At 61.3% G+C, this 24,775-nt stretch carries 22 protein-coding genes; 1 reads left to right on the forward strand and 21 read right to left on the reverse strand.

Translation table 11 applies throughout. The annotated features are described in order from the left end of the window. Positions 1-4: 4 nt before the first annotated feature. The 10 genes from HFX_RS15665 to cobN all read right to left on the reverse strand — a co-directional run bounded on the left by HFX_RS15665 (position 5) and on the right by cobN (position 13,765). Positions 5-1,372 (reverse strand): diaminobutyrate--2-oxoglutarate transaminase, encoded by a 1,368-nt coding sequence (locus tag HFX_RS15665; RefSeq protein WP_004056400.1) that lies wholly within the window; start codon positions 1,370-1,372, stop codon positions 5-7. A 367-nt stretch (positions 1,373-1,739) separates the two neighbouring features. After that, on the reverse strand, positions 1,740-3,086 hold the full coding sequence (locus HFX_RS15670; protein ID WP_014732648.1) for a cytochrome P450: 1,347 nt from the start codon (positions 3,084-3,086) through the stop codon (positions 1,740-1,742). A 111-nt stretch (positions 3,087-3,197) separates the two neighbouring features. Then, a complete protein-coding gene (locus HFX_RS15675; RefSeq protein WP_004056398.1) occupies positions 3,198-3,995 on the reverse strand; it encodes a helix-turn-helix transcriptional regulator in 798 nt (265 codons plus the stop codon). An 82-nt stretch (positions 3,996-4,077) separates the two neighbouring features. Then, complete coding sequence (locus tag HFX_RS15680) at positions 4,078-4,965, reverse strand: UbiA family prenyltransferase (RefSeq protein ID WP_274520026.1); 888 nt, start codon at positions 4,963-4,965, stop codon at positions 4,078-4,080. Positions 4,966-5,112: 147 nt separating this feature from the next. Next, positions 5,113-5,508, reverse strand: a complete 396-nt coding sequence (locus HFX_RS15685; RefSeq protein WP_014732649.1) for a hypothetical protein — start codon at positions 5,506-5,508, stop codon at positions 5,113-5,115. A 73-nt stretch (positions 5,509-5,581) separates the two neighbouring features. Then, positions 5,582-6,910, reverse strand: a complete 1,329-nt coding sequence (locus HFX_RS15690) for a hypothetical protein (RefSeq protein WP_004056395.1) — start codon at positions 6,908-6,910, stop codon at positions 5,582-5,584. A gap of 242 nt (positions 6,911-7,152) precedes the next feature. Further along, positions 7,153-8,460: a cobyrinic acid a,c-diamide synthase gene (locus HFX_RS15695; RefSeq protein WP_004056394.1), complete on the reverse strand. Its 1,308-nt coding sequence runs from the start codon at positions 8,458-8,460 to the stop codon at positions 7,153-7,155. Then, complete coding sequence (locus HFX_RS15700; RefSeq protein ID WP_004056393.1) at positions 8,460-9,248, reverse strand: cobalt-precorrin-7 (C(5))-methyltransferase; 789 nt, start codon at positions 9,246-9,248, stop codon at positions 8,460-8,462. The genes HFX_RS15695 and HFX_RS15700 overlap by 1 nt, the downstream gene beginning before the upstream one ends. Beyond that, positions 9,241-9,921 carry a precorrin-8X methylmutase gene (locus HFX_RS15705; protein ID WP_004056392.1) on the reverse strand — a complete coding sequence of 227 codons (681 nt, stop codon included), beginning with the start codon at positions 9,919-9,921 and terminating at the stop codon, positions 9,241-9,243. Before HFX_RS15705 ends, HFX_RS15700 begins: the two co-directional genes overlap by 8 nt. Further along, the gene (cobN, locus tag HFX_RS15710; RefSeq protein ID WP_274520025.1) at positions 9,914-13,765 is read right to left on the reverse strand and encodes a cobaltochelatase subunit CobN; all 3,852 of its coding nucleotides are present in this window, start codon (positions 13,763-13,765) and stop codon (positions 9,914-9,916) included. The genes HFX_RS15705 and cobN overlap by 8 nt, the downstream gene beginning before the upstream one ends. Before the next feature lie 33 nt (positions 13,766-13,798). On the opposite strand from cobN, the gene HFX_RS15715 reads away from it, so the two are divergent. Then, positions 13,799-15,976 (forward strand): VWA domain-containing protein, encoded by a 2,178-nt coding sequence (locus tag HFX_RS15715; RefSeq protein WP_004056390.1) that lies wholly within the window; start codon positions 13,799-13,801, stop codon positions 15,974-15,976. A gap of 33 nt (positions 15,977-16,009) precedes the next feature. Here the strand turns inward: HFX_RS15715 and HFX_RS15720 are convergent, their stop codons facing one another. From HFX_RS15720 to cbiT, 11 genes are read right to left on the reverse strand one after another with little or no spacing between them, the layout of a single operon-like run. Beyond that, positions 16,010-17,239, reverse strand: coding sequence for an outer membrane protein assembly factor BamB family protein (locus HFX_RS15720; protein WP_004056389.1), 1,230 nt, complete (start codon positions 17,237-17,239; stop codon positions 16,010-16,012). Positions 17,240-17,245: 6 nt separating this feature from the next. Further along, the gene (locus HFX_RS15725) at positions 17,246-17,623 is read right to left on the reverse strand and encodes a DUF3209 family protein (protein ID WP_004056388.1); all 378 of its coding nucleotides are present in this window, start codon (positions 17,621-17,623) and stop codon (positions 17,246-17,248) included. Positions 17,624-17,625: 2 nt separating this feature from the next. Continuing rightward, positions 17,626-18,840 (reverse strand): CbiX/SirB N-terminal domain-containing protein, encoded by a 1,215-nt coding sequence (locus HFX_RS15730; RefSeq protein WP_004056387.1) that lies wholly within the window; start codon positions 18,838-18,840, stop codon positions 17,626-17,628. Continuing rightward, a complete protein-coding gene (locus tag HFX_RS15735) occupies positions 18,840-19,508 on the reverse strand; it encodes a hypothetical protein (RefSeq protein ID WP_004056386.1) in 669 nt (222 codons plus the stop codon). Before HFX_RS15735 ends, HFX_RS15730 begins: the two co-directional genes overlap by 1 nt. After that, complete coding sequence (locus HFX_RS15740) at positions 19,505-19,756, reverse strand: ferredoxin (RefSeq protein ID WP_004056385.1); 252 nt, start codon at positions 19,754-19,756, stop codon at positions 19,505-19,507. The genes HFX_RS15735 and HFX_RS15740 overlap by 4 nt, the downstream gene beginning before the upstream one ends. A 1-nt stretch (position 19,757) precedes the next feature. Beyond that, entirely contained in the window at positions 19,758-20,789 is a 1,032-nt protein-coding gene (cobJ, locus tag HFX_RS15745) for a precorrin-3B C(17)-methyltransferase (RefSeq protein ID WP_004056384.1), read from the reverse strand. A gap of 2 nt (positions 20,790-20,791) precedes the next feature. Further along, positions 20,792-21,643 carry a precorrin-3B C(17)-methyltransferase gene (locus HFX_RS15750; RefSeq protein ID WP_004056383.1) on the reverse strand — a complete coding sequence of 284 codons (852 nt, stop codon included), beginning with the start codon at positions 21,641-21,643 and terminating at the stop codon, positions 20,792-20,794. Next, positions 21,640-22,608 (reverse strand): cobalt-precorrin 5A hydrolase, encoded by a 969-nt coding sequence (gene cbiG / locus HFX_RS15755; RefSeq protein ID WP_004056382.1) that lies wholly within the window; start codon positions 22,606-22,608, stop codon positions 21,640-21,642. The genes HFX_RS15750 and cbiG overlap by 4 nt, the downstream gene beginning before the upstream one ends. Next, complete coding sequence (gene cobM, locus HFX_RS15760) at positions 22,605-23,444, reverse strand: precorrin-4 C(11)-methyltransferase (RefSeq protein WP_004056381.1); 840 nt, start codon at positions 23,442-23,444, stop codon at positions 22,605-22,607. The genes cbiG and cobM overlap by 4 nt, the downstream gene beginning before the upstream one ends. Next, the gene (locus HFX_RS15765; protein ID WP_004056380.1) at positions 23,441-24,148 is read right to left on the reverse strand and encodes a cobalt-factor II C(20)-methyltransferase; all 708 of its coding nucleotides are present in this window, start codon (positions 24,146-24,148) and stop codon (positions 23,441-23,443) included. Before HFX_RS15765 ends, cobM begins: the two co-directional genes overlap by 4 nt. Further along, complete coding sequence (gene cbiT, locus HFX_RS15770; protein ID WP_049917384.1) at positions 24,148-24,705, reverse strand: precorrin-6Y C5,15-methyltransferase (decarboxylating) subunit CbiT; 558 nt, start codon at positions 24,703-24,705, stop codon at positions 24,148-24,150. The genes HFX_RS15765 and cbiT overlap by 1 nt, the downstream gene beginning before the upstream one ends. Positions 24,706-24,775: the final 70 nt, after the last annotated feature.

Below are 24,775 nucleotides of genomic sequence, written 5' to 3' on the forward strand. Positions count from 1 at the left end.
TCGCTCACGCCAGCACCTCCTGTGACGTTCCGCGCCCGACTGTTTCGAGTGCGGCCTCGACGGCCTCGTCGAAGATGCGACCGATGTCGTCCACGTCGCTCTCTGAAACGATAAGCGGCGGGAGGAACCGGACGACACTGCTGTGGCGGCCGCCCAACTCTACGATTAGTCCGCGGTCGAAACAGGCCGCTCGGACGGCGTCTGCGAGGTCCGAATGTGCGGGGAAGTGACCGCAACCGTCCGGCTCTCCGGAGGGGTCGACCATCTCGACGCCGAGCATCAGCCCACGACCACGAACATCTCCCACGGCGTCGTGCTCGCTTGCTGTCGATTCGAGGTGCCCGCGAAGGCGCTCGCCCACGCGTTCGGCGTGCTCGTCCAAGTTATTTTCCACGACCTGTTCGATAGTCGCGATTCCGGCGGCCATCGCGAGTTGGTTCCCGCGGAAGGTCCCGGCGTGCGCACCGGGTTCCCACTCGTCGAGTGATTCATCGTAGACGACAACTGAGAGCGGAAGCGACCCGCCGACGGCCTTCGAGAGAGTGATTACATCCGGAACGATGTCAGCGTGTTCGAACGCGTATAGCTCTCCAGTCCGCCCGAGTCCAGTCTGAACCTCGTCCACGATGAGTGGGATATCTCGCTCACGAGTCATCCGTCGGATTTCGCGGGTCCACTCGTCGGAGGCGGGAATTGCTCCTCCCTCGCCTTGAACGAGTTCCACGACCATCCCAGCGGGGTCGGTGATGCCGCTTTCGGGGTCGTCGAGCGTGTTCTCGACGTACCGACTGGCAAGTTCGTGACACTGCTCGCCGCCAACGCCGAACGGGCAGCGGTACTCGTAGGGATACGGCAGATGGTGGACGTTCGGCATCAGCCCCGGAACGTCGGCTTTCGGGTCGGTATCGCCCATCAGACTTAGCGCACCGTTCGTCATGCCGTGATAGCCACCTTGGAAGCCGAGTATCGACCGGTTGCCTGTCGCGGTCTTAACCAACTTAATTGCCGCTTCGATGGCGTCGGTTCCGGCGGGACTACAGAACTGAATCCGCGCGTTATCCGAAAACTCGTCGGGAAGCGTCCCGAACAGCGTGTCTACGAAGCGCTCTTTGACCGGTGTTGTGATATCTAACGTGTGGAGCGGTCGGTCCTCCGCAAGGACCGTTTCCATCGCCTCGACGACCTTCGGGTGGTTGTGGCCGAGTGCAAGCGTGCCCGCCCCAGCGAGGCAGTCGTAGTATTCGTTCCCGTCCATGTCGATGACGGTGACGCCTTTGGCCTCTTTGACGGCGTGCGGGAGGTTTCGCGGGTAACTCCGCGCGTTCGACTCGCGTGCAGCCTGCTGTCTGAGTAGTGTCTCGTTGTTGGTCATTGCCCTGTCCCCCGTCGATTAACCACTCGCATATCGCAGTCCGTCATACAGGTTTAGGTCGACCTAAAACAATAAAGTTCTTTCTGCCGTATGAAGAATAATTAAAATTTAATTGTTAGTATAGATATATCTAGGCACCCCATTTCGAGCCGGATGTCGCACGCCAGCTCGGGGTTCGTAACCCGACTACAGGGCTTCACTGCTGAACTTGGTAACGGACGCGTTCGACACCAACTCGGTGCCGGGACATCGGTCCGAAACCATGTTTTAGGCTAGCCTAAAGTATTAAAGATGTTTCGGAGTTCTGTTACCTCGTCGTGCTGACCAGATCCGGTACGTCGGTTTGCCTCTATACTGTGTTGTCTTTCTATTCAGGTCGCCTTTGAACCCTCACTCGGACTGGTTCGGTGGGTCGCGTCGATAGTGAGGGGGTGACGTCCAGTGGCGTCTCCGTGTTCACCTCGAAATCGAACTCTCGCAGGAACATTCCGAGGACGATCTTTAGTTCTAATTTCGCAAATCGCTCTCCGATACATCGCCGTGGTCCGGCCGCAAACGGAAAATACGCGCCGGGAGAGACCGACGATGCAAACTCGTTTGTCCACCGCGATGGCCGAAACTCCGTCGGCGCGTCGAAAACATCACTGTCTCGGTGGATGGCCCACTGCGGCAATGCGATAATCGACCCCGCTGGAACTCGATATCCACCGAGCGTAACATCCGTCGTCGGCTCGCGAAAAATACTGTACGCTGGTGGGTACAACCGTAACGATTCGTCTATCACCTGCTCTAACCACTCGCACTCCCGGACCTGTTCGAGAAACCGACTCTCCTCGAACGAATCAACCGTGTCCCGTGTTCGTTGCAACACAGACGGGGTTGTGCCGAGGAGGTATGTCGTAAACGTCAACGCCAACGCCGTCGTCTCGTGGCCAGCGACCAGCAGCGTTATAATTTCGTCCCGTATCGCATTCCGGTCCCAGTCTGCCGAGGATTCGGCATGGCTGAGTAACTTCGACACAACCGATTCCTCGCTTCGCTCGCCACGAGCGTGTGATTCGATGATTTCGTCGACGACGGTTTCGAGTTCCGAAAGCGCTCGCTTGTACCGTCGGTTCCTAGGCGTTGGAATCCACTCGGGTACGTAGATGTACGTTTGTCCAACCCGCTCGAAATGGTCGAGAACTTGTGCGAACGACGTTTCGAGGTCCCATGTTTCTGACCGGGTGTCCACATCGAAAAGCCCGTCTGCAATCACCGCCAGCGTTAGCTCTTGCATCTCACTATCGAAGTCGAGAACAGTCCCGTCGGACCAGCCCGCAAATTGGCGGGCGGTCTGCTTTTGAATCACCTCCGCGAACCGTGCCACCTGCTGCGGATGAAATGCGGGTTCCAGTGCGTGTCGATGCTCTCGCCACTGTTTACCATCCGCGAGAACAAGCCCCTCTCCGAGGAGCGAGGCCGTTACCTTCTTCTGAAACCCTCCTTTCTCGAAGCACTCGTTCTCGTCGATGAGGACAGTTTCGACGGCGTTCGGATCGGCCACGACCACGAGTCGCTTTCCGGCGACGTTCAATTGCACGAACTCACCGTATGACTCCACGAGTTCGGTCATCCAGCTAAGCAGGTCGTGCTGCAACAACTGGTGGGTATTTCCGAAGAACGGTATCCCGTCCGGACCGGGCGGTGTCTGTGTCGCCGTGTTATCTATCATTATCGGTCATTCAACAAATCAATGAATTAAATCTATACTGTTTAACTATATGATACCTGTCTCTTCGGGCCGGACCACTGTCCCGATATGGTCCCCGCAAGCGTTTGCCTGTCATTTCACGGATTCGAGGGATACCCTCGCTTCGACTGCACAGTCGCGATGCTCTCGGTATACATCTCTCGCCCACGAAACAGCGGCGGGATTGTCGTTCATAAGTACGCCTTGTATCCCGCCGTTCTCGTAAACCGTGATTCCTGCTGTCGCGCCGTCCTCTTGTTCTATTATCCATAACGCGTACGGCAACTCAGCGTCAGTTCGGTAGAATTGAACGTCCTCGTGGCTTGCTAATCTCGACATGATTTCACCACGAACTTCTATAATCGAGTCGAGAACCGTCTCTTCGATAACGATCTCGGTACTGATTCCTTGGTCTCGCATGCTGCTCTCTATGATATGTGGATACGTTGAAAGGGCAGTCGGAGCGAGACCAACGAGCCGAGTCGAAGACGAGAGTAATTTATTGCTTGCTTCGAGTGCCGAGTCGGGAACGTTGGGGTTAGACGAATAGACTGAAACGTCGTCGAGAAAGGCCTGACTGACTGGACTATCGGACGGTAAGTAGTTCAGAATCTCGCCAGCACGACCGAGGTTTTCCACGATATCTGTATATTTCGTGTACTCGGCGAGTGCGAGTCGCCCTTTCGTCGTGAGGGAGTATTTCCCGTTGTGTCGTTCAACACAGCCGACAGATTTGAGGTCACCAATACCTCGGTCGATGGTCGATCTGGACGTCCCAATAACGTCGACGAGTTCTGGCTTCGTGTACGGTTGGTCGGAAACGGCTTCAAGAATAGTACATCGTTTGTGGAGGACATCTAGAAGTTCGTCGTCCCTCGTTTGGTTACTCATATGCCGACCGTTTGAACTACTGACACATATTATTAATTACAGAGACGAAAGTACGCCATGCTGAGATGTTGCTGCATCTATTCTATATGAATAAACTCGCCGCAAGTGTCCCATTCAGCAGCGTCGCCCACACACCGATTCGGAACCACCGCGAGAGTCGACGACATTGTGCTTCCTCGGACTCCCCACGAATGGTCACTGCGAGCGCTGCGTATCCGAGACTCCCTGTGACTAAGCCGGTGGTGGCAATCACGTACTGCTGGCTAGCCGCAAGCACCGCAGCGAGTGTGGTCGCGAAACTTGCAACCCACACGCTCGTAGTCACTCCAAGCGACTGGGTAAGCGTCTCGACGCCGCTCTTGCGGTCGTATGCTGTATCCGCGGCTTGGTGAACGACGTGGTAGCCAAACACGTATAGGAGTACGATGGTGAGCGGAACCATCACTTGGGAATCAATATCCGCACCGGCGATAACTGCAACGGGGAGGATAACCCCGGCCACATCGACACCCGTCGTAACGAGGTGATTGATAATACCGCGTTCCTTCAGTCGGGGTGGATACGAGTAGGTAAATCCGAGTATCGTGTTCACTGCACCGACGAGGAGAAAAAACGGCGTCTCTGCTTCGATTCCGAGCCAACCCCAAAGTACGAGACCACCGGTTAGTTCCACGATAAGCACCGACCAGAGGATCTCCACACTGATTGTATCAACTGCTGCAGCGAGGTGAGACTTCTCTGGATTTGCTTTATCAATTGTATAGTCGTGGATGACATCCGCAATGGAGGCTTGCATCTTTGTGAGCATTACGGCAAGGAACACGAGCCCTAGTTGATGAAATTGGTGGGATGTCAGTTGTAATTGTGGTTGAGACACAAGGCCGACACCGATGGCGAAGTAAACAATGTTGTACCCAATAGTTTCGGGAAGTCGGTTGGCGGATACGAATTGGAGTAAGTAGGCACACAGGCTTCGCTCTGAGCGTTCATCAAGGACGTGATTGAGCCTCATTACGTTCTATACTCCAGTGTATGTCAGTGGTATGCACTTATAGACAACTGAACTAGAGGAACTAAAGCCAAAGGTATGAATGAGGGCTGTGTGACCAGTACCGGTCTACAGCTCGTGGCTCTCGGTCGTGCCGTGTGCGGAGATTCGAACTTCGTCGACGGTGAAGTTCGCGTCGTCAAGTCCGTGGACTGTCCCGTCAAGCGTCGGCGTTAGTTCGAACTTGGTTCGAGACGGGACATAGACGAGGTATGCCGTCTCGTTGTAGTTCATCGTCGCGGTTTCGGTGAACGTTACGTACCCACCATCAACAGTGACCTCTCCGCCTTTGGGGAGCGTTCCGTCGGCTGGTGGTGTAATAGCGATGACGCGAGATTGTGAGCCGTTAACCGTTACTGATTCCGTGGAGACATCGTACCGCGGACCTGCATCCGGTGAGAGGGCACTACAGCCGGAAAGCAGAACCAGTACGGCTAGTACTACGGGGACTTTTGTTGAACTCATTTTGCTGTATTTCCGTGCTTGAAAGAATTTTTTTTGGTATAGCGGGGCTGGTTGTTGCTGGTGTGTGCTGTTTCTACTTTGTCCACACGCGGGTAACCTGTGTTCGGCTACCCCAACTCCCGTAACTGATGTTGTGTCGGTTGGTGTCCCAACTGGTAAAGACTTCGAGTGTGTCGCCGCCGTTCTGGTATCCCGCTGCAACGACCGTGTGTCCGTCGTAGCTGTCCTTATCCTTCGAGGACGTGTCCACATCGTCGCCCGTCTCTGATTCGATGCACACGCCCCAGTTACAGATGTCCGATGGGCGGTTAATCATCAGCGGCTGGCCCTTGTCGATATCGGACGTGAACAGGTTTTTGCTAATCAACAGTTCTTGGTTTGCCCCGTATTCGTTGTCGACGAACGTGAGATTGAGGTCTTGGAACCCGCCGGGGATATTCTTGAACTTCGTTGAGTGGTCGTCGCCCGTCTTCATCTCCATGTGTAACTCGTCACAGATTTTCTCGCGCTTCCCTCGGTTCGAATACGTGTTTTCGATGTTTTCGTGGTACATGACGATCTGCGTCCCGGCAATCGGGATGCAACCGTCCCAGTCCTTCCACGGGTCGTCATCGAGACCGAGACAACCGCTGCAGTCGTTTCGGTTCCCAGTTCCGTTACCGGTGTCGCTTCCGGAGACTCCGTCACCGACGTGCGCGTCCCACACGTAGTCCGTCATACCCACCTGGTTACTGCCGCTGCCAGCGATGGTACCCATCCCACTCACAGAGTTTTTCGTGGCGTTCTCCCATCGGGCATGGGTATCGACAGCCTGTTTGTCGTCGTCATATCCGAGAATGTCAGAATCGGGACGAGTGACCATCTTCTGGTGGGTCCCAAGGTGGACCATCTCCTGCCCGCTCAGTTCGACCCCGTAGCTGACGCCGCCCTGATAGAGCAGGCGACCGCTCGGAGAGTCACCCATCGCTTGCGCTTTCTCCTTTGCGGATTCCTGACGAGTTCCCGGAGGTTTCGCCGTACTGTACTCAAGAACAGGTGCCCACGTCCGACGCGCGGAGATGGTGATGTAGCCGAGCGCCTCTTTTGATGAACCGCGACCAACTACCGGGAAGACGTACGCTGCTGGGTCGTACCCACCGTCTGTGGTGTGGGTGTAGTATTTTGTTGGACTTCCGGGAGACCCACGCTGCCACGGCTTGAACTCGGAATCAGTCTTTCCGTAGTGCGGAATCATCTGCTCCGCAACTCGTTTTGCCTCACCGACACTCACAAATTTGTCTTTTTTCGTATCTGCAGCTGCAGCGGTGGTCGACACTAACCCAGTGCTTGCGATACCAATCGCACCGAGTTTTTTGAGAACAGTCCGGCGGTTCGACGACAGCAGTGATTTCTTCTTGGTCATTCTGACCAGTTGACGCTATCTCCCATACTCACATTTATTTAATCACTGTTAAAGACAACGATTAAAAGAAAAATACACAGAAATTGGAAAATAAGCCGTCTACCGTTTGCTCGATCAGACATTGAAATAATCACCGATTAGCGGGAGGTTTCTCGCTCCCGAAACCCACCGTCGGTACTGTCTCACCACGTTGCTGTACCTCCCGCTTCACTCGATTCCCATTCAAAAGCTGACGTGGTATCTCACCGAGACGACGACAGGTTCCCAACGAACGTCTCGAACGCCCCGCTCTCCGCGTGGACGTGGCAGTAGGTTCCGAGCGTCTGGTACTCCATCAGTCCATCTGAACTGTCCTGAATCCCGCTCCCTCTGACGACATCGAAGGCGAACCGCGCGTCCGAATCGACATCGGCACGAGAGTAATGGAACTCGTGGCCGCGGAGCCGACTGCCCTGTCCAGCAGTGAGGGTATCCGACTTCGCACGGAGTTCGACGTGGTCGAGTGCTTGATAGCGGTCGCACATCTGCACGTCCGCCGGGAGGACGCCAGCCATCTCGTACGTGCCGTCGTCGGTCGTCAGCGACTCAGTAAGCGCCATTAGACCACCGCATTCGCCGAATACCGGCAGTCCCTCTGCGGCCCGCGCGGCGATGTCGTCGAATGCGGGACACCCATCCAGTTCGGGACCGTGAAGCTCGGGGTAGCCACCGGGCAGGTAGACGCCGTCGCAGTCCGGGAGGGTATCACCGGCGACCGGCGAGAACGTCACCACATCCGCCCGCTTATCGAGTTCCTCAACGGTCGCCGGATAGGCGAAACAGAACGCCGAATCGCGGGCGACCGCGACGCGCGAGCCAGTTTTTTCGACCGACTCTTGCAACGATGGACGTGGTGGTTCCCGCGCGGCAGTGACCAGCCGGTCGGTTCGAATTTCTGCTGCCGCCTCGCTGAGTACGTCTGTGTCCAGTGGCGACTCATCGCCCATGTGGAGACCGAGGTGTCGGTCCGGGATTTCGAGGCTCGACCGCGGTGGAATGCGGCCGAAATACGCCAAGTCGTCCGGCAGTGCGCCCTTGATTCCTTCTTCGTGGCGGCCGCCGTGTGCCCGCTGGGCGATGATACCGGCAACGTCGATATCGCGGCCCGCGTGCGCTGCGTACTCGCGGAAGCCGTGGGCCGTCGCAGCGACGCTCTCCATACCGGCCTTCGCATCGACGACTAACACGACCGGAATGTCGAGCGCGTCGGCGACCATGGCGGTACTGGAGCAATCGCCGTCGTACAATCCCATCACGCCTTCGACGATGCAAATGTCGCCGTCGCCGCGGTGGAAGTTTCGACGAACGCCGTCTTCGCCTTCGAGCCACAGGTCAAGCGTCCGCGACGGCCGCCCGGCGACCTGTTCGTGGTGGCTCGGGTCGATGAAGTCGGGTCCGGCTTTCGCGGGTTGGACGCTGTAGCCGTCGTCCTGGAGCGCCTGGATGATGGCCAGCGTTGCGACTGTCTTTCCGACGCCGGACTTCGTTCCCGCGAGGACGAATCCGTCCATCAGTCGTCCTCCGGCGTGACTGGTGCACGAACGGCGAGCACCGAGAGGTCCGAGTACGGTGTCGATTCGGGGCCGCTTCCGCCGGCGGATTCGCTGAGTTCGCCGAGCGTGGTTCGCGTGATGTGTTCGTCGTCGTGCGTCAGTCGTTCGAGGACGAGCGCATCGAGCGTCTCGTCCGCGCCGGATTCGAGCAGGAACTCGGCGATGTCGCCCGGCATCAAATCGAACGGTCGCGGGAGGACCAACAGGTGCCGTTCGCCGACAACCTCGGCCAGTCGGTCGAGGTCGGCGTCCAGCGACCCGCTTTTGTGGAGCGTGACGAATCGCGTGTCTTCCATCGGCGTGCGTGCCCGACTCGCGGCGATTTGCAGCGAGGAAATCCCCGGAATCGCCTTGACCGGCCGCTCGACGACCTGCTGCACCTTCCCGAGGAACTGGTACCCCGAGTGGTTCGGGTCGCCCATCAAGACCGCTGTCCCGCGGTCGCCGGAGCTAACGCGCTTGGCGAACTCGTTGAGGGCGTCCGCTTCGTCCGCGTACCCGCAGGTGAGCAGGTCCGCGTCGGTCTCGTCGGCGACGAAATCGACGACAGTCTGGAAGCCGACGACGACGTCCGCTTCTTTGATAGCCCGTAGGCCACGCGGCGTCAGGTACTCTAGATTTCCGGGGCCAATGCCGACCCCGTACACCGGATTGTCGGTCTCGTCGAGTTCCGATTCGGGTGCAGCGGCTGCGAAGCCCGCCGGGTCCGGCCCGACGTTGAGGTCGTACGGGTCGTCCTCACTCATGAGCGGTCAGGTCCACCTCGCCGTCGCGCACGTCGCTTGCAACGTGGATTAGTTCGTTCGTGAGTGCTGCTGCGAGGCCGCTTCCACCACGCTTCCCGACGTTCGTCACGGCGGGGATGTCGTACTCGTCCGCAATTTCGCGGATACGCTTGCGACTCTCCTCGGCCTTGACGAAGCCGACTGGCGTCGCGACGATAGCTGCCGGGCGGGTTCCGTTCTCGATGCAGTCGGCGAGCGCCAGCGCGCCGGTCGGCGCGTTACCGACGACGGCGATTGCACCTTCGTAGACGCCCTGCTTGTCCAGTTCGAGCACCGAGGCCGCGGTCCGGGTCATACCGGTCTCGGCGGCGAGTTCGGCTCCGTTGCCGATGGCCTTTTTGACGGGGCAGTCGTGGCCGCGACCGGTGATGCCCGCTTTCACCATCGTGATATCCGTCACGATAGGCTGTTCGTCGAGGACGGCCCGAGCACCGGAGACGACGGGGTTGTTCTGGCAGCGGATGAGGTGCTGGAACTCGATATCGCCGGTCGAGTGAACCGCCTTCTGTCGAAGCCGGTCGTTCAGCGTCTCGTCGGGGACGAACGTCCGGACGATGTCCATGCTCGTCTCCGCGATATCCATCGCTTCTTGCGTCGTTGCGCCGAGGTCCGCGTATGCTTCGTTTTCAGTCATTTTGGGTTTGGGTGTGGGTCTGCGTTACCGCGTTGGTCGTGTTCGATTCGAGGTCGCCCTCGACGGAGAGGTTGATGTCCTGCAACTGTTCGCTCACGTCGTCGGAGGCGTCCCACAGGCCGCGGTCGATGGCTTCGAGGAAGGTCGCCGTGATGCTTTCGAGCGCCCACGGGTTCACGTCGCGCATCCACTCCTGTCGGTCCTCGTCGAAGGCGTAGGCCTCGGCGAGTTGTTCCCAGAGCGCGTCGCTGACGACGCCGGTCGTCGCGTCCCAGCCGAGTGCGACGTCGACCGTGGTCGAGAGGTCACCAGCGCCCTTGTAGCCGTGTTCCTCCATGCTGTCGAGCCAGTCGGGGTTGAGGACGCGGGCCCGCATCGTCTTGCGAACCTTCTCCTCGTTGGTGTAAATTTGGACGTTGTCCGGGTCGCTGGAGTCACCGACGTAGGACGCGGGGTCGCTCCCGGAGATTTCGCCGACGGCCGAGACGAACCCGCCGTGGAACGCGTACCAGTCCGACGAGTCGAACTCGTCCTGCTCGGCGGTGTCTTCGATTTTCACTGTCGCTTCGACGCCGCTCAGTCGTCGTTCGAACGCCTCGTGCGCTTCGGTCACGCGGCCGCGACTGCCGAGGGCGTAGCCGCCCCACTGGACGTACACGTCGGCGAGGTCGCTGCGGTCGTCCCAGTTACCCTCGTCGACCGCTTTGTTCGTCCCGGCACCGTAGCCGCCGGGCGTCGTCGTAAAGACGCGGTGCTTGGCCAACTTTTCGGCGTCGCTGGCGTCGACACCATCGTCTTCTAACTCCTCGGCTTCCTCCTCGACGTGCTTTTTCACGTAGTTCATGTCGTGCGGTTCGTCGAGTTCGACCACGGCATCGACGGCGTCGTTGATGACGCTCGCCGCCTGCGGGAAGGCGTCGCGGAAGAGTCCCGACACGCGCGTCGTCACGTCGACTCGTGGCCGACCGAGTTCGTCGAGCGGAACCGGTTCCACGTCGTCGATGCGGCCCGCGTCGGTCCAGACCGGTTCGACGCCCATGAACGCGAGCACCTGCGCGATGGTCTCGCCGCGAGTCCGAATCGTCGGTGTTCCCCACGCCACGACGCCGAACTCTTCGGGGTACTCCTCGTGTTCGTCGTAGTGACGTTCGAGGACGCCATCTGCAACGCGCTTCCCAACGTCCCACGCCGGTTTCGCGGGGACCTTCCGGGGGTCGAGCGTGTAGAAGTTCCGCCCGGTCGGGAGCAAGTCCACCCCGCCGCGGGTCGGCGCACCGCTGCCGCCCGGTTGGACGTACTCGCCATTGAGTGCGTCCGCGGTCTGCGGAATCTCGTCGGCAGCAGCATCGACTCGCGGGGCCGCCTCCTCGCAGATGAACGCCAGCACTTCTCGGAGGTCGTCGTGCGCGCCGCGCTTCGCCCGTGCATCGCCCAGTTGGTCGATATCGACGACGAGCAGGTTCATATTCACTTCGTCGTCCGGGTCGGCTTCGACCTCCGATTCGGGCACGTCGAAGTCGTGTTCCGCGAGGGTTTCGACTAGTTCCACGCACTGGTCGTAGACGCGGTCGGACGCCTCCGAGAGGTACATCCCGAGTTCGTCGTCGTAGGTTCCCGGTTCGTCCCGCATCCGGTCGTAATCGACGCCCATGACGCCAGCGACGCTTCCACGTAGACTCGGCGTATCGGCGTTCGGAAGGCGCGTGAGTGCGACGAGGTACTCCACGAGACGGTCGTGTTCCGGTGGTTCGCTCATCGTGTGGAGACCCATCCGTATTTGCGTCGTCTTGATGTCGGTCAGGTACTCGTGGATTCGCTCGATGAGCACGTCGAAGTCGACGCGTTCGGGGTCGTGGATGTCGCTGGGGTCTTCGAACCCGAGTTCGACTGCGAGGTCGAGGTCGTCGACCGCCTCCAGGACGAGGTCACGGAGGTGTTCGCCGCTGTCGGGTCGCGCCTCGTCCATGCCCGCCTCGCGATACTCTCGGGCGAGTTCTTCGAGGTCCGAGAGGTCGTCGTACGTCCCGGCGGTTCGCATGACGGGCGTCAGGTAATCGACGATGGCCGCGTACGACCGGCGCTTGGCCTGCGTGCCCTCGCCGGGGTTGTTGATGATGTACGGGTAGACGTTCGGCAGGTCGGCGACCAACTGGTCCGGCGCGCTCTCGGCGTTCAGGCCGACGGTCTTGCCGGGGAGCCATTCGAGACTGCCGTGCGTGCCGAGGTGGACGACGGCGTCGGCGTCGAACTCGTTTCGCAGCCACCCGTAGAAGGCGAGGTAGTCGTGCGGTGGCTGGAGGTCGGAATCGTGGTACACCTTCGAGGGGTCCATCCCGAACCCTCGCGGCGGTTGGACGGTCACGAGAACGTTTTCGAACTCGACACCCGGAATCGCGAAGGGCCGCTCCGGCGGTTCGCCCCACTCCTCGACGAGATTGTCTTGGAACCGCTCGTCCGTCTCCTCGAACCACTCGCCGTACTGTTCGGACGAAACCACGTCGACGCTTAAGTCCCGAACGTCCTCGGGCGCGACCCAGCGGTCGTCCAGCGTCAGTTGCGACGTGAGGGTGTCGATGAGCGCCTGTCCGTCGGTCGGCACGTCACCGACAGTATAGCCGCGATTCTGCAGTTCGGAGAGCAGATTGACCGTACTCGCCGGGCTGTCGAGACCGAACGCCGTCCCGATACCGTCGTCGCTCGGTGGGTAGTTGTGGAGGACGACGGCGACCTTCTTCTCGTCGTTCGGCAGGTATCGAAGCTTCGCCCAGTTGACCGCGAGTCGTGCCACGTGGTCGATGCGGTCCTCGATGGGGAAGTGCTGCTTCGGCGCGCTGCCAACGCCCGCTTCGTCTTCCATTCGCTCTTTTCCACTTATCGGGTGGGTGATGACGTTCCCGTCGAACTCGGGCAGCGAGACCGAAAGCGCGAGTTCGAAGCCCATAACGCCCGTATCGCTGCTCTCGTACCGAGAGCGAGACCGCATCGTCGTAATCGCCTGCAGGACCGGCACGCCGAGTTCCGTAAGGAAGACATCTTCCGCGTTGGCTCCCTCGTCGGCCGCGTCTCGGCCCCGCTCGCTCATCGACAGCGAGAACATGAACGAACTGACGACAGCGTCCACGAGCGGGCCGTCGTCGTCCGAGAACCAGTTTCGGGCGACCCACTCGGCGTTTTCTTGTCCTTCCTCGTCGGTCGCCGGGTTACAGAACGCGGGCAGGACGTTCACGCCAAGCGATTCTAACCGCTCGACCAGTGCATCGATGTACCGCGTGTTCGCGTGCGTCCAGTGTGACTCGTAGAACCAGATGCCAACGGTCGGGCTTTCGGAGTCGAACGTATCGAGGAGTTCGTCGTACTCGATACCGGGGTGGTCGGGGTGATAGACACCTTCCGTCGGGAGACTGACCGGGTCGTCGACGGTCGTGTCGAAGTCGTCGTACTCGGCGGCGAGGAACCGACAGAGGTTCTCGATGTTGACGACGCCGCCGCGTTCGAGGTACTCGTACGCCCGCTCCCGGTCGCCCTCGGAAACCGTCGTGTCTCGAAGCGCGAATGCATCGCCTGTGGCTTTGACGACCAGCGGGACGCCCGCGTCGGAGAGACGCTCTACCGCGTGGTCGTAGCCAGGCATGCTGTCCTCCGCGCCGTGAAGCCAGAGCACGACCGCCGTCGCCGACTCCACTTCGTCGATGAACGCGTCGACGTCGGTCACGTCGTCGAGGTCGCTCGAAGAACGGACGACGAAGTCGATTCCGTCGAGCCGTTGTGCGGCCTGCTGTACCGCCCCCAACTCGTTTTCGGTCGCCGTGTACAGACCAATCGTTGGCATCTTTTGATAAAGCATTATTGCCCTACTACAAGTAAGGTTTCATATCTCATGACTACGCAGACGCTCCCGTTCCCTGCGATTGTTGGGCAAGAGGAGTTGAAACGGGCGTTGCTGGCCGTTGGCGTCAACGACGAACTCGACGGGCTTCTCGTTCGTGGCGAGAAGGGGACGGCGAAATCCACAACCGTTCGGGCACTCGCCGAGTTACTGCCAAAGCAGAAGGTGGTTGCGGGGTGCCCGTACGGGTGCCCGCCGGACGACCCGGCGCGACAGTGCGAATCGTGCCGCGGGCGCGATGACTTCGACGTCGAGACGCGTCCAGTCCCGCTCGTCACCCTCCCGCTCGGGGCAACTCGCGACCGCGTTGCCGGGACGCTCTCGGTCGCCGACGCGCTCGATGGCGAAGCGTCGTTCGACCCCGGGCTGCTCGCCCGTGCGAACCGCGGTATTCTCTACGTCGACGAAGTTAATCTGCTGGACGACCATCTCGTCGACTTGCTCTTGGACACCGCCGCGAGCGGCGTCAACCGCGTCGAACGCGACGGCGTCAGCGTCGAACACCCCGCCGAATTCACGCTCGTCGGCACGATGAATCCCGAAGAGGGTGACCTCCGTCCGCAACTCCGAGACCGATTTGCCCTCCAAGCGAGTGTCGTCGGCAGCAGGTCCGTCGACGACCGCGTCACGATTATCGACCGGGCGCTCGAACGCGGCCACGACTCGGCCGAATCGTTCGACCCGTACCACGACGAGGTGGCCACGCTCAAACGCGACGTTCGAGACGCCCGCGACCGACTGGCGACCGTCTCTCTCCCTTCTGATTTCAAGGTCGACATCGCCGAACTCTGTCTCGATGCGGGCGTCGAGGGACACAGAGCCGATATCGCCATCGCTCGCACTGCTCGAACCCTCGCCGCGCTCGACGGCCGAACGAAAGTCATCACGGGCGACGTTCGCGAGGCCGCGGCGCTCGCGCTCCCGCACCGACTCCAGAATCGCCCGTTCGACGATGCCCCCGACGCCGACGACATCCTCGACGACCACTTCGACGACGAAGACCAAGCGGACGGAGACACAGACGAAGGCGACCAGCAAGACGATAGCACGGAGTGTGAGGATTCGGACGCGGGAAACGAAGAGACAGACGCTGACAGCGAGGAGAACACTGGCAGCGAAGGCGACGAAGAGGGAGAAAGCGACGAAGAGGGCGACACCGACAGTGGTGGTGACGACGATTCCGACCGCGACCCGAAGCAACAACCCGACAGCGAATCCTCGTCCGACAGCGAGAACGCGACCGATTCGGGCGGGGTCGAAACGACGCGAGACGGTGACAGCGACGACGACCACGGGGACTCGCCGGACTCGGACTCCGATTCGGGGTCGGAACCCGACGATGACGACGACGAAGCGCCCGAAGCGACGCCGCTTCTCCCCGGCCAGCAACGAGCAGCGATTGGGAAGACTGACGAACCACCTATCGACGACACCGACCTCCAGTCTGACACACCTGGTGGCGGAACACGGGTCGCCGTCGGTGAATCGCGGCACGGACGCGGGTCGCGGGTCAGGACCGAACCCGCGACGACCTCGGACGACATCGACGTTGCCGCATCGGTCCGGACGGCCGCATCGAACGGTCGAACCAGCGTCACCGAGGCGGACCTCAAAACAGCCGTCAAACGAGGCTCTGCTCGGTCGCTCATCGTGTTTGTTGTCGACGCGAGTGCCTCGATGCGCTCCGCGATGCGCGAGACGAAAGGGACCGTTATGTCGCTTCTCGAAGACGCCTACCAACAGCGAGACGAAGTCGCGTTCGTCGCCGTCGCCGGCGACTCGGCCGAGGTTCTGCTCCCGCCGACCAACAGCGTTACACTCGCGGCCCGGCACCTGAAGGAACTCCCCACGGGCGACCGAACCCCGCTTCCCGACGGCTTGGACGCCGCCCACCGACTCGTCACGCGCGCCGAGACAGACTCGTGTCTCGTCGTCGTCGTAACCGACGGCCGAGCGAACGTCGCCGACGGCAGTCCAACCCGGGAGACTCGGTCGGCGGCGCGGCAACTCGCAACCAGCGATGCATCGGTCGTCGTCGTCGACGCCGGAGACGACGGTATCGGCGTGACCGACATTCTCGTCTCCGAGACGAACGGACAACGGATTTCGCTCTCCGAACTCTCCGCAGAACGAGTGGTCGACGCCGCGAAATCTGCCCGCGAGAAATAGTGCGGCGGTAGCCGGTGCGGGGCGGGTGACTTACTACTTCTTCGACTTCGATATCGCCCGCGTGTTGAGTCGATATGCCCCGTGAGTGACGCCTTCGTCGTGGTATTCGACGGGTTCTTCGACCACTGCAAGGACGTCGCCACCGATTGCTACTGCCGTCGGGATTCCCGAGACTGAGGATGTCTCGACGTGTCCCGATTCAGCGTCGAAGACGTGGACTCCGTGGGTCTCTGCGCTCCGTCGTCGGAAATTCTGCGCTGACGGGACGACGACGCGCTCACCGATTGACTCGACACCCCGAGCGAACCCGCCGGAGTCGTACGCCCACCGTTGTTCGCCGTCTTTGACCCCGAACACGGTGTGTTCCTGTGGGTGTCGCCCGTCCGGGTCGCGCGTCGATTCGGCGAACGTGTTGCCCGTCACGAAGACGACGCCGTCGTCGGCGACACACACGTGATTCGGATAGGCGTACACCGTTTCGCCGTCGATAGTTTGCTTCGTCGCAAGGTCGACGCGCCACCGTTCACGGCCATCGGAATCGAGCAAATAGCCGCGCTTGTCGCCGTGACAGGAAACGGCGATATCGCCGTCAGCAGCGAATGCAACATCCCCGACACGGCGCTCCGCGTCGACTTCCGGGTCCCACGTCGTGATTGGGTCTCCCGTTTCGCTGTCCAGTACGACGAGACCGTCTTGCTCGGATTTCGGGCATCGGTTGTATGCGACGGCAACGCGTCCTCCTTCGGTGTCTAACGCGATTGGAGACGCGCTGACTCGGTAGCGCCACTGGAGTTCGCCGTCGTGGTCGAATCCGAAGACGACGCTCGTCCAGAGCCGCTCTTTTCCGTCCCGTTCGTATCGTCTGGCGGCAGCGACAACCCGGGTTTCGGTGACCGCGACATCGACGATGTAGGGGAGGAAGAAAAGCGAGTCTTTCGTCGCGGTTCCGATGTCGTCGGTCGTCGCGTACTCCCAGCGTTGCTCACCCGTCTCAGGGTCCAAGACGCGCAGGATTCCGTCTCCCCCGCGCTCGCCGACAACGAGGCAGTCGTCGGTTGCGGCCATCGACACGATTCGGTTTTCGCCGCTCGTCGACCAGCGTTCGCCGTCTTCGAGGTCAGAACCGAACGCGGCGATACGGCCGTCGGCCGTGCCCACGAACACCTGTTCGTCGGCAGCGGCGACTGCTGACCGAGCCCAATTGTGGCGGCTTGCTGCAGGCTCTAGGTCTCCCAAGTCGTGTCGGTTCAGGAAGTCGGTCATCGCGTCTTACTCCTCGATTGGGAAGGTGTCGTGGAGGTCGTGGTGCGCCTCGCCGAGGTCTTCGAGGAACGAGTCCGTCTGGTCGCGGAGACGGCTCAGCGACCGCTCGGCGTCCCGAACGGCGATAACGCGCCCGCGAAGATAGCCGGATTTCGGGTCGTCGTTCGGCGTCTGCGTCGCCTCCTCTTCGAGGTCCACGAGCGCGGCGTCGAGATGCCGCTGTGCCTCGTCGAGGGTCGAGGCGTTTGCCAGCGCCTGTATCGGACCGGGTTCGTCGAGGTAGCCTTCGAGTTCGGCTTCGGCGTGTTGTTTGACGCTCTCGTCTGTGGTTCCGGTGATGTTCATCAGTGCGAGTCGGAGTGCTTCGAGTTCAGCGCATGCCATGGTTAGAGTGATTGGTGTACGAGGTCGGAGACGATGCGGTCCCGTTCGAGGTGGGACGAAACGATGCGTTCTGTGTCGTCGGGCGTCACGCTCCCGTACCAGATGCTGTCGGGATAGACGGTGACGATGGGACCGTCGCCGCACTGGCCGAGACACGAACTGCGCGTGATTCGGACATCGCAGTCGCCCGAGTTCCGCGCCTGCTGTCTGAGTTGTTCGAGCACGGTGGCCGCGCCGCTTGCGGCGCAGGTCTGGTTCGTACAGACGGCGACGTGTTTTTCAGGGGCGTCGTGGACGTGCGGGTCGTCGTCGACGTCGCTCCGGTCGGCGTGTTCGGCTTGGTGGACCAGCGAGCGGAGCATCGCGCGAGCGCCGCCTTGGTCGTCTTCGTAGCCCGACAGTTCGACTTTGTACTTGCAGGTATCACACGACATCTCCACGCTCCCCGAGCGCGCTTCCTGACAGCGGTCGACGAGCGCATCGACGAGTCGGTCGTCGGTTCCGAGCGGTCCCGACGCACCGGCGCGGACGTACGGGTACTCGTCGTCGAACGTCTCCGTCTTGTCGATAATTCGCTGCGTCAGCACGCCGTCGCCGAGCATGTACGGGAGGACGACGACCGCATCGGGGCGGTCTTTTGCGACGGTGTGGAGCGTCTCTTCGAGGCGCGGCGAGGTCACGCCGATGAACGTCGATTCGACGCGCGTGAACCCCCTGCCTTCGTACAGGAGCCGAGCCAGTTTGTGAACGTCGCCGTTCGAGTCCGGGTCGCTCGACCCGCGGGCGCACAGCACGACTGCCACGTCGTCGTCATCTCGGTCGACGCCGAGGTCAGCTTCGACCCCGCGAACGCGGTCGTCGAGCAGGTCTACAACCGACGGGTGGATGCCGAGGTGCGACCCGAAGTGGAAGGTTACGTCGTCGTACTTCGTCCGGGCGACCTGGACCGCCATCGGAACGTCGTTTTTGACGTGGCTCGCAGCGAACAACGACAACGGAACGACGGTCAACGTCTGACAGGTCGGTGCCAGCGTCTCGATGGCGTCTTCTATCGACGGGTCGGCAAGCTCGATATACGCCGCGTCGACCGGAATCGACAGTTCCGATTCTAGCTTGGCGGCGAGCGTCCGAACCTGTTCGTTCGACTTCTCCCGGCGGGACCCGTGTCCCACGAGGAGAATCGCGTCGTCGTCGAGTGATAGCTGCTCAGTACTCATTAGTTCTGGGCCTGTTCGAGGCTTCGCGTCAGTTTCCGCCGACGCGTCGGTGCGAACAGATTCGTCTCGTCGCTTCCGTCGTAGACCCACGTTCCGAACGGGGCCGCGGCGTCATCGTCGAGACCGAACCAGTAGCCACCCGAGGAGGTTTCGCTGATGTCGCCGGTCGGCGCGTCAACCGGGCAAGATTCGAGTAGCCCGTCAATCGTCTCCAGAAGGGTTCGGTCGTCGTGGACGAACGAGATGCCGACCGTCCCGCTGGACGATTTGAAACAGACGGTCCCGCAACTTTCGAGCAGTCCGCGGAGGAGTTGCTTCCGGTACTCGTCGAACACGTCGAACCGGTAGCCACCCGCGTCGTCGCCGACCGGGAGGCCGAACGCGCCGGTCGCGCTTTTGATGATGTCGCCTTCGACTGTCACGAGATACTCGTCTTTCGTCCGGGTGACGGAGGTGTTGTGCGCGTAGGGCCGCTCGGTCACCTGCTGGTCGATGTCGCCGCCGCCGGCAATTGCCGCGACGCGGTTCGCACACGTCTCGTCGTTCGTTCGGACCGTGACTGTATCTGATTCGATGTCGTCACTACCGGCGACGTGGCCCCACAGGTAGGCAGTTTTGGGTGCGCTCTTCAGGAGGTCAGCCGCTGGTTCGACGTCGGTGTCGCTCATGTCTCTCCCTCCCGAACCGTAATCGCGCCGGGTGGACACGCTCGCGCCGCAAGGTTCGCATCCTCGATGTCGCCTTCGACGGTCGCAACGACTCTGTCTTTCTCGTCGTCACGCGCAACCTCGACCACGCCCGCTGCGTCCGCATCAATCGTTGCGAGTCCCATCTCGTCTTCGACGAATCGCTCGTCGCGGGTGAGACACGCGAAGATGCCGTCGCAGGCCGCTCTGTCGATTTCGATTTCGAACATCTCAGTACTCGTATTTCTGTTCGTAGCCGCGGGGCGTCACCATGCGGTCGTCCCACACGTACGTCTCCTCGTTGCCGACGAGCAGCGTCGTCGTCATGTCCACGAGGTCCGTCTCACCGAGTTCGAGCAGGTCCTGTAGTTCGACGATTTCCACTCGTTCGTCCTCACGACCCGCGCCGTGGACGATGCCGACCGGCGTCTCTGGGTCGCGGTGTTCGAGCAGAATCTCGCAACACTTCTCGTAGTTCGACCGCCGCTTTCGGCTCCACGGGTTGTAGATAACGATGGTGAAGCCCTCTTTCGCGGCCGAGTGCAGACGCGACTCGATTGTCGGCATCGAGGTCAGGTGGTCCGAGAGGCTGATGGTAACCGTGTCGTTCACTAGGGGCGCGCCCAGTCGCGCAGCACACGACTGCGCGGCGGGAACGCCGGCAACAACGTCGAAGTCGACCATGTCAGCGGTCGCGCCCTTCGATTCGAGGATTTCGAGCGCGAGTCCGGCCAGCGCGTAGACGTTCGGGTCGCCGCTGCCGACGATTGCGACGTCGTTTCCGGCGAGCGTCCGGTCGATTGCCTCTTCGGTTCGGGAGACTTCACCGCACATCGGCGTCGAGTAGATGTCCTCGGCACCTTCCACGATGTCGTCGGGGAGAAGTTCGACGTAGGTCGTGTAGCCGACGATGTGCTCAGCATCTCGGAGCGTTTCTTTCGCCAGCGACGTCATCTCGCTCGGGCGACCCGGTCCGAGACCGACTGCGACGAGTTGGCCCGGTTCGCCGTCGAAGTCGTCGACGGTCGCCTCGACCTTCTCGTCGGTCTGTTTTTTCTTCGAACTTCCGCATCCGGAACTCGACGAGGACTTGGATTTGGAGGAACCGCCGCACTTCGAGGATGAGGAGTCGGTCGATTCAGTTGGCTCAGCCGATTTGCTCGACTTCCCGCCGCATTTCGAGGTCGTTTCCTTCGTCTCTTCGGTCGAGTCAGTCGTCGTTCCGCCGCACTTCGATTCGGTCTCTGTGTCTGTTTCGCTCATGGTTAGAAGTCGTCGACGTCGCGCCCGCCGCGGGGCGTGACGAGGTACGTTTCGTAGTCGTTACTCCACGGTTCGGTCTCGTGCGTCCCGATGAGAATCGACGTTCCCATCCCGCCGACGTCCTCGTCGTGGGATTTCGCGTCGCCGAGGGTCGTAATCGAGAACGTCTCGTCGTCCAGATTCCGCCCCGATTCGCCGCGACCGGCGTCGTTGAAGATGCCGACTGGAACGTCGTCAGCGCGTTCTTCCCGGACGATGTCGATGGCGCGGGTGTAGTTTCGCCAGCAGTTGTACAGCACGATGACGAAGTTGCTGATGGCGGCCGCGCGCAGTTTCTCCTCGATTTCGTCCCATCCACGCCACTTGTCGGACAGCGAAATCGTACAGAAGTCGTTCGACAGCGGCGCGCCCATCATCGCCGCGCCGCCGAGTGCCGCAGTCACGCCGGGAACGATTTCGATGGGAACGTCCGTCGCGTCGTCGGCGTCCGCCATCGTGAACACGAGGTCGGACTTGCCGTAGACGTTCGGGTCGCCGCCGGAGACGTGCGCGACGTCCTCACCCTCTCGAACGCGCTCGAAGGCCTCTCGGGTCAGTTCGACCTGTTGGCCCATCGAGGAACGGACGACTTCGGGCCCCTCGTCGCTGTCTTCGGGCGGGAGCGTGTCGTCGTCGCGGAGGAACTCCTGATACAGGTTCGACGCGACGACGCAATCGGCAGTCTGGATGACCTCTTTGGCGCGCTGAGTCATGTGCGCGGGGAGGCCGGGGCCGATGCCGACGACGTAGAGCGTGCCGTAGTCGTCAGGGGCTTCTTCGCGGTCGCCTGTCGTCGTCGCTGCGCCTTCGCTCATCGTCCCACCGCCACGGTCACCGCATCGTCGTAGCGCTGTTTCTTCACGACGAGTTCGTGGTCACGGCCGCCGGCAATCGCGCTCGCTTCGGCGATGCCCGGCCAGCCGATGAGTTCCTTCGACCGCGACGGGGTCGGGCCTTCGAACTCGGTGAGCGTCTCCTTCTCGAAGTAGACGACGCCCGCGCCGATTTCTTGGGCGGCGTCGAGCATCCCGGGTTCGTCGGCCTTTCGTGTGCCCGTCGCAACGAAGTCAACGTCGTCCCACGTGCAGTCGGCGTCGTCGAGCGCTTGCTCCCACGCGGTCAGGAACTGCTCTTTTTTCGCGCCGGAGACGCTTCCGGTTCCGAGGACGACCCCGTCCTCGCCGTTTCGCTTGAGGACGGTCACGTCGTCGTCGACGAGAACCGCCTTCGGTCCGTCGAGTCGGGCAACCGGTCCGAGTTCGTCGTTGAGGACGGCGAGGTTCGTCGCAACGGTCGAATCGCCGTTGACGACGTGCGTGTCGAGCGCCTTCGCCTTGCTCTCGACACCCTGTTTTCCGGCCGCCTCGGAGGCGGTCGTCATCGCCGGAACAGCGCCGAGTTTCGACAGGTCGTAGGCGACCTGATTCGCACCGTGGTGTCCGCCGGTAAGCGGGATTGCCCACGTTAGTTCTTCGTCGACGACGACGACCGCCGGGTCTTCCCACTTGTCGTCGAGGAGTCCGGCGGTCTTTCGCATGGCGATACCGCTCGCCATCAGGCCGACGAAACAGTCGTATTCGCCCCAGTGCTCAGCGAACACGTCGCCGTGGTAGGTGAGGATGTCTATTCGGTCGTACTCGTCTGCGAGGTCGCGCTTGATTTCCTCCGCCGTGTCGAGTTTTCGCTCGAAACTGACGATGCCAATCTCGCGTGCGACCTCGCCGTCGCTGTCTGGCGTCTGACAGTGGCCACTGCCAGAGTCTGTCGAATTATCGCTCATTGTGCATCACGCTCTTGTTCTGAAGAATCGTTTTCGTCGTTCGGCGCGTCTCCCCCGCGGGCCCAGTCGCCGTAGAGGAATGACCGCTCGTAGTCCGAGCCAGTGATAGCGTCACCAATCATCACGAGTGCCGAGGCCCGGTAGCCGGCCTCGGACACTTTCTCGCCAATCGTCTCGATGGTTCCTTCGATGATATCCTCGTCCGGCCACGAGGCGTGGTAGACGACGGCGACCGGCGTGTCGGGGTCGTGTCCCTCGTCGAGCAGTCGGTCCATCGTCTCTTCGACGGCGTGCGTGCCGAGGTAGATACACACCGTCGTGTCGCCGAAGCCGACGAAATCACTGATGTGGTCTTCCTCGGGAGAGAGCGTCCGGCCCTGTGGCCGGGTGAAGACGACGTGGTTTGCGACTTCGTTCAGCGTCAACTGAGTTCGGAGGGTCGCGCTCGCGGCGAACGCCGACGTGACGCCGGGAACGAGATACGTCGGGACTCCTTCCTTCGCCAGTGCGTCCATCTGTTCGAGCGCCGCGCCGTATATCGCCGGGTCGCCGCTGTGGAGTCGGACGACTGTTCTGCCCGCCTCGTAGGCGTCGGCCATCAGCGGAATCAGCTCTTCGAGGTCCTTCCCGACGCTGTTTACCTGCTCGGCGTCCGCACAGTACTCGTCTAAGAGTTCGCTGTTCACGAGCGACCCAGCGTGGACAACGAGGTCCGCTTCTTCGACGAGGTTCTTTCCGGCGACCGTGAGCAGTTCAGGGTCGCCCGGTCCGGCACCGATGAAGGGAATTCCCTCGTTGTCGGTGAATCCGGTGTCTGCGTCTCCGTCGGCCGTCACGCTGACCCCTCCGAGTCCACACCGTCGAACTCCGCGGTCGCAACGTCACGTTCGAGACCTTCGCGCTCTGCGTACGCCAGCGTGTAGTAATCGCGCTCTTCGATTTCCTTCGGGTCGGACGTGACGAGCGTCTCTCCCTGTTCCATGAAGAGTCGGCGGCCGAACTTCACGTCGTAGCCAGCGTCCGTCAGTCCCTCGTGGGTCGCCACGGCGTCGGTGACTTTGAACAGAATCATCCGGTCTGGGCCTGTCGGTGCCGCCCCGTTTGCGGCCTCGCGAAGCGAGAGTCCGGTTCCCGATTCGATTTCGACGCCGAGTGCGGTGGCGAACGCCGTCATCGCACTCACGCCAGGGACGACTTCGAGTTCAACCTCGGGGTGGAACGCGTCGAGCGTCCGGCGGAGGTGTCCGAAGGTCGAATAGACGTTCGGGTCTCCGAGCGTTACGAACGCAACATCGCTCGATTTCGCTTGTTCTGCTACTTCTGCGGCCGCCTCCTTCCATGCACGACGCAGTTCGTCCGGGTCTCGCGTCATGGGGAAGTCGAGGTCACCGATGCGCGATTCCGGGACGTGATTCAGTGCAACTGTCCGCGAGAGTCGACCCGGCGAATAGACGACATCGACCGATTCGAGGATTTGCTTTCCTTTGACGGTCACGAGGTCGGCGTCACCGGGGCCTAATCCAACACCGTAAACGGTCATCAGTCCAGCCCTCCGGCGTCACGCCGCCCGACGATAACGTAGACGGGGTTGTTCGACCGGAAACTCGTCGCACCGGCGAGTTCGTAGCCGTGACTCACCTGCATCTGGACGACCTCCGAGAGCAGGTCCCGCTCGCGGAACGCTTCGATAGCCGCGCCGGTCGGTTCGACGCGGGAGACGTTCATCACGATTCGGTCGACGTCGGTGTCCACGGCGTGGTCCAACACCGCCTCGAAGTTTCGACTCCCGCCGACGAACATCGCGTCTGCGTCATCTGGAAGGCCGCTCGGCGCTTCTGCTTCGCGAAGCGTCACGTCGGCGTCGTAGTCGTTTGCCGCGAGGTTCTTCCGGGTCACCTCCAGCCGATTCGGTTTCCGTTCGACAGCCGTTACTCGTTGGACTCGTTGTGCCGCTTCGATGCTGACCGAACCGGTACACGACCCGACATCGACGAAGTGGTCAGTCGGGCGCAAGTCGAGTTTTTCGAGCGTGACAGCTCTCACCTCTGGCTTTGTGGGTCCTGCCTTGGCGTCGTGAGGAAGCGTTACGCGTGGCATTCGAGTCTACCATCCCGACGGCGCTTAAAAACAATTGTGCTTGTAGTACACCAATTCTGATTTCACAACA

It is taken from the genome of Haloferax mediterranei ATCC 33500 (genome assembly GCF_000306765.2).
Classification (GTDB): domain Archaea; phylum Halobacteriota; class Halobacteria; order Halobacteriales; family Haloferacaceae; genus Haloferax; species Haloferax mediterranei.

Excerpts from the sequence above, each read along its gene's own strand:
- HFX_RS15670 (WP_014732648.1), bottom strand. The coding sequence starts at position 3,086 with ATGATAGATAACACGGCGACACAGACACCGCCCGGTCCGGACGGGATA.
- cobN (WP_274520025.1), bottom strand. The coding sequence starts at position 13,765 with ATGCTTTATCAAAAGATGCCAACGATTGGTCTGTACACGGCGACCGAA.
- HFX_RS15690 (WP_004056395.1), bottom strand. The coding sequence starts at position 6,910 with ATGACCAAGAAGAAATCACTGCTGTCGTCGAACCGCCGGACTGTTCTC.
- cbiT (WP_049917384.1), bottom strand. The coding sequence starts at position 24,705 with ATGCCACGCGTAACGCTTCCTCACGACGCCAAGGCAGGACCCACAAAG.
- HFX_RS15715 (WP_004056390.1), top strand. The coding sequence starts at position 13,799 with ATGACTACGCAGACGCTCCCGTTCCCTGCGATTGTTGGGCAAGAGGAG.
- HFX_RS15705 (WP_004056392.1), bottom strand. The coding sequence starts at position 9,921 with ATGACTGAAAACGAAGCATACGCGGACCTCGGCGCAACGACGCAAGAA.
- cbiG (WP_004056382.1), bottom strand. The coding sequence starts at position 22,608 with ATGAGCGATAATTCGACAGACTCTGGCAGTGGCCACTGTCAGACGCCA.
- HFX_RS15675 (WP_004056398.1), bottom strand. The coding sequence starts at position 3,995 with ATGAGTAACCAAACGAGGGACGACGAACTTCTAGATGTCCTCCACAAA.
- cobJ (WP_004056384.1), bottom strand. The coding sequence starts at position 20,789 with ATGAGCGAAACAGACACAGAGACCGAATCGAAGTGCGGCGGAACGACG.
- HFX_RS15765 (WP_004056380.1), bottom strand. The coding sequence starts at position 24,148 with ATGACCGTTTACGGTGTTGGATTAGGCCCCGGTGACGCCGACCTCGTG.
- HFX_RS15750 (WP_004056383.1), bottom strand. The coding sequence starts at position 21,643 with ATGAGCGAAGGCGCAGCGACGACGACAGGCGACCGCGAAGAAGCCCCT.
- HFX_RS15665 (WP_004056400.1), bottom strand. The coding sequence starts at position 1,372 with ATGACCAACAACGAGACACTACTCAGACAGCAGGCTGCACGCGAGTCG.
- HFX_RS15735 (WP_004056386.1), bottom strand. The coding sequence starts at position 19,508 with ATGAGCGACACCGACGTCGAACCAGCGGCTGACCTCCTGAAGAGCGCA.
- HFX_RS15695 (WP_004056394.1), bottom strand. The coding sequence starts at position 8,460 with ATGGACGGATTCGTCCTCGCGGGAACGAAGTCCGGCGTCGGAAAGACA.
- HFX_RS15685 (WP_014732649.1), bottom strand. The coding sequence starts at position 5,508 with ATGAGTTCAACAAAAGTCCCCGTAGTACTAGCCGTACTGGTTCTGCTT.
- HFX_RS15740 (WP_004056385.1), bottom strand. The coding sequence starts at position 19,756 with ATGTTCGAAATCGAAATCGACAGAGCGGCCTGCGACGGCATCTTCGCG.
- HFX_RS15720 (WP_004056389.1), bottom strand. The coding sequence starts at position 17,239 with ATGACCGACTTCCTGAACCGACACGACTTGGGAGACCTAGAGCCTGCA.
- HFX_RS15700 (WP_004056393.1), bottom strand. The coding sequence starts at position 9,248 with ATGAGTGAGGACGACCCGTACGACCTCAACGTCGGGCCGGACCCGGCG.
- HFX_RS15730 (WP_004056387.1), bottom strand. The coding sequence starts at position 18,840 with ATGAGTACTGAGCAGCTATCACTCGACGACGACGCGATTCTCCTCGTG.
- HFX_RS15725 (WP_004056388.1), bottom strand. The coding sequence starts at position 17,623 with ATGGCATGCGCTGAACTCGAAGCACTCCGACTCGCACTGATGAACATC.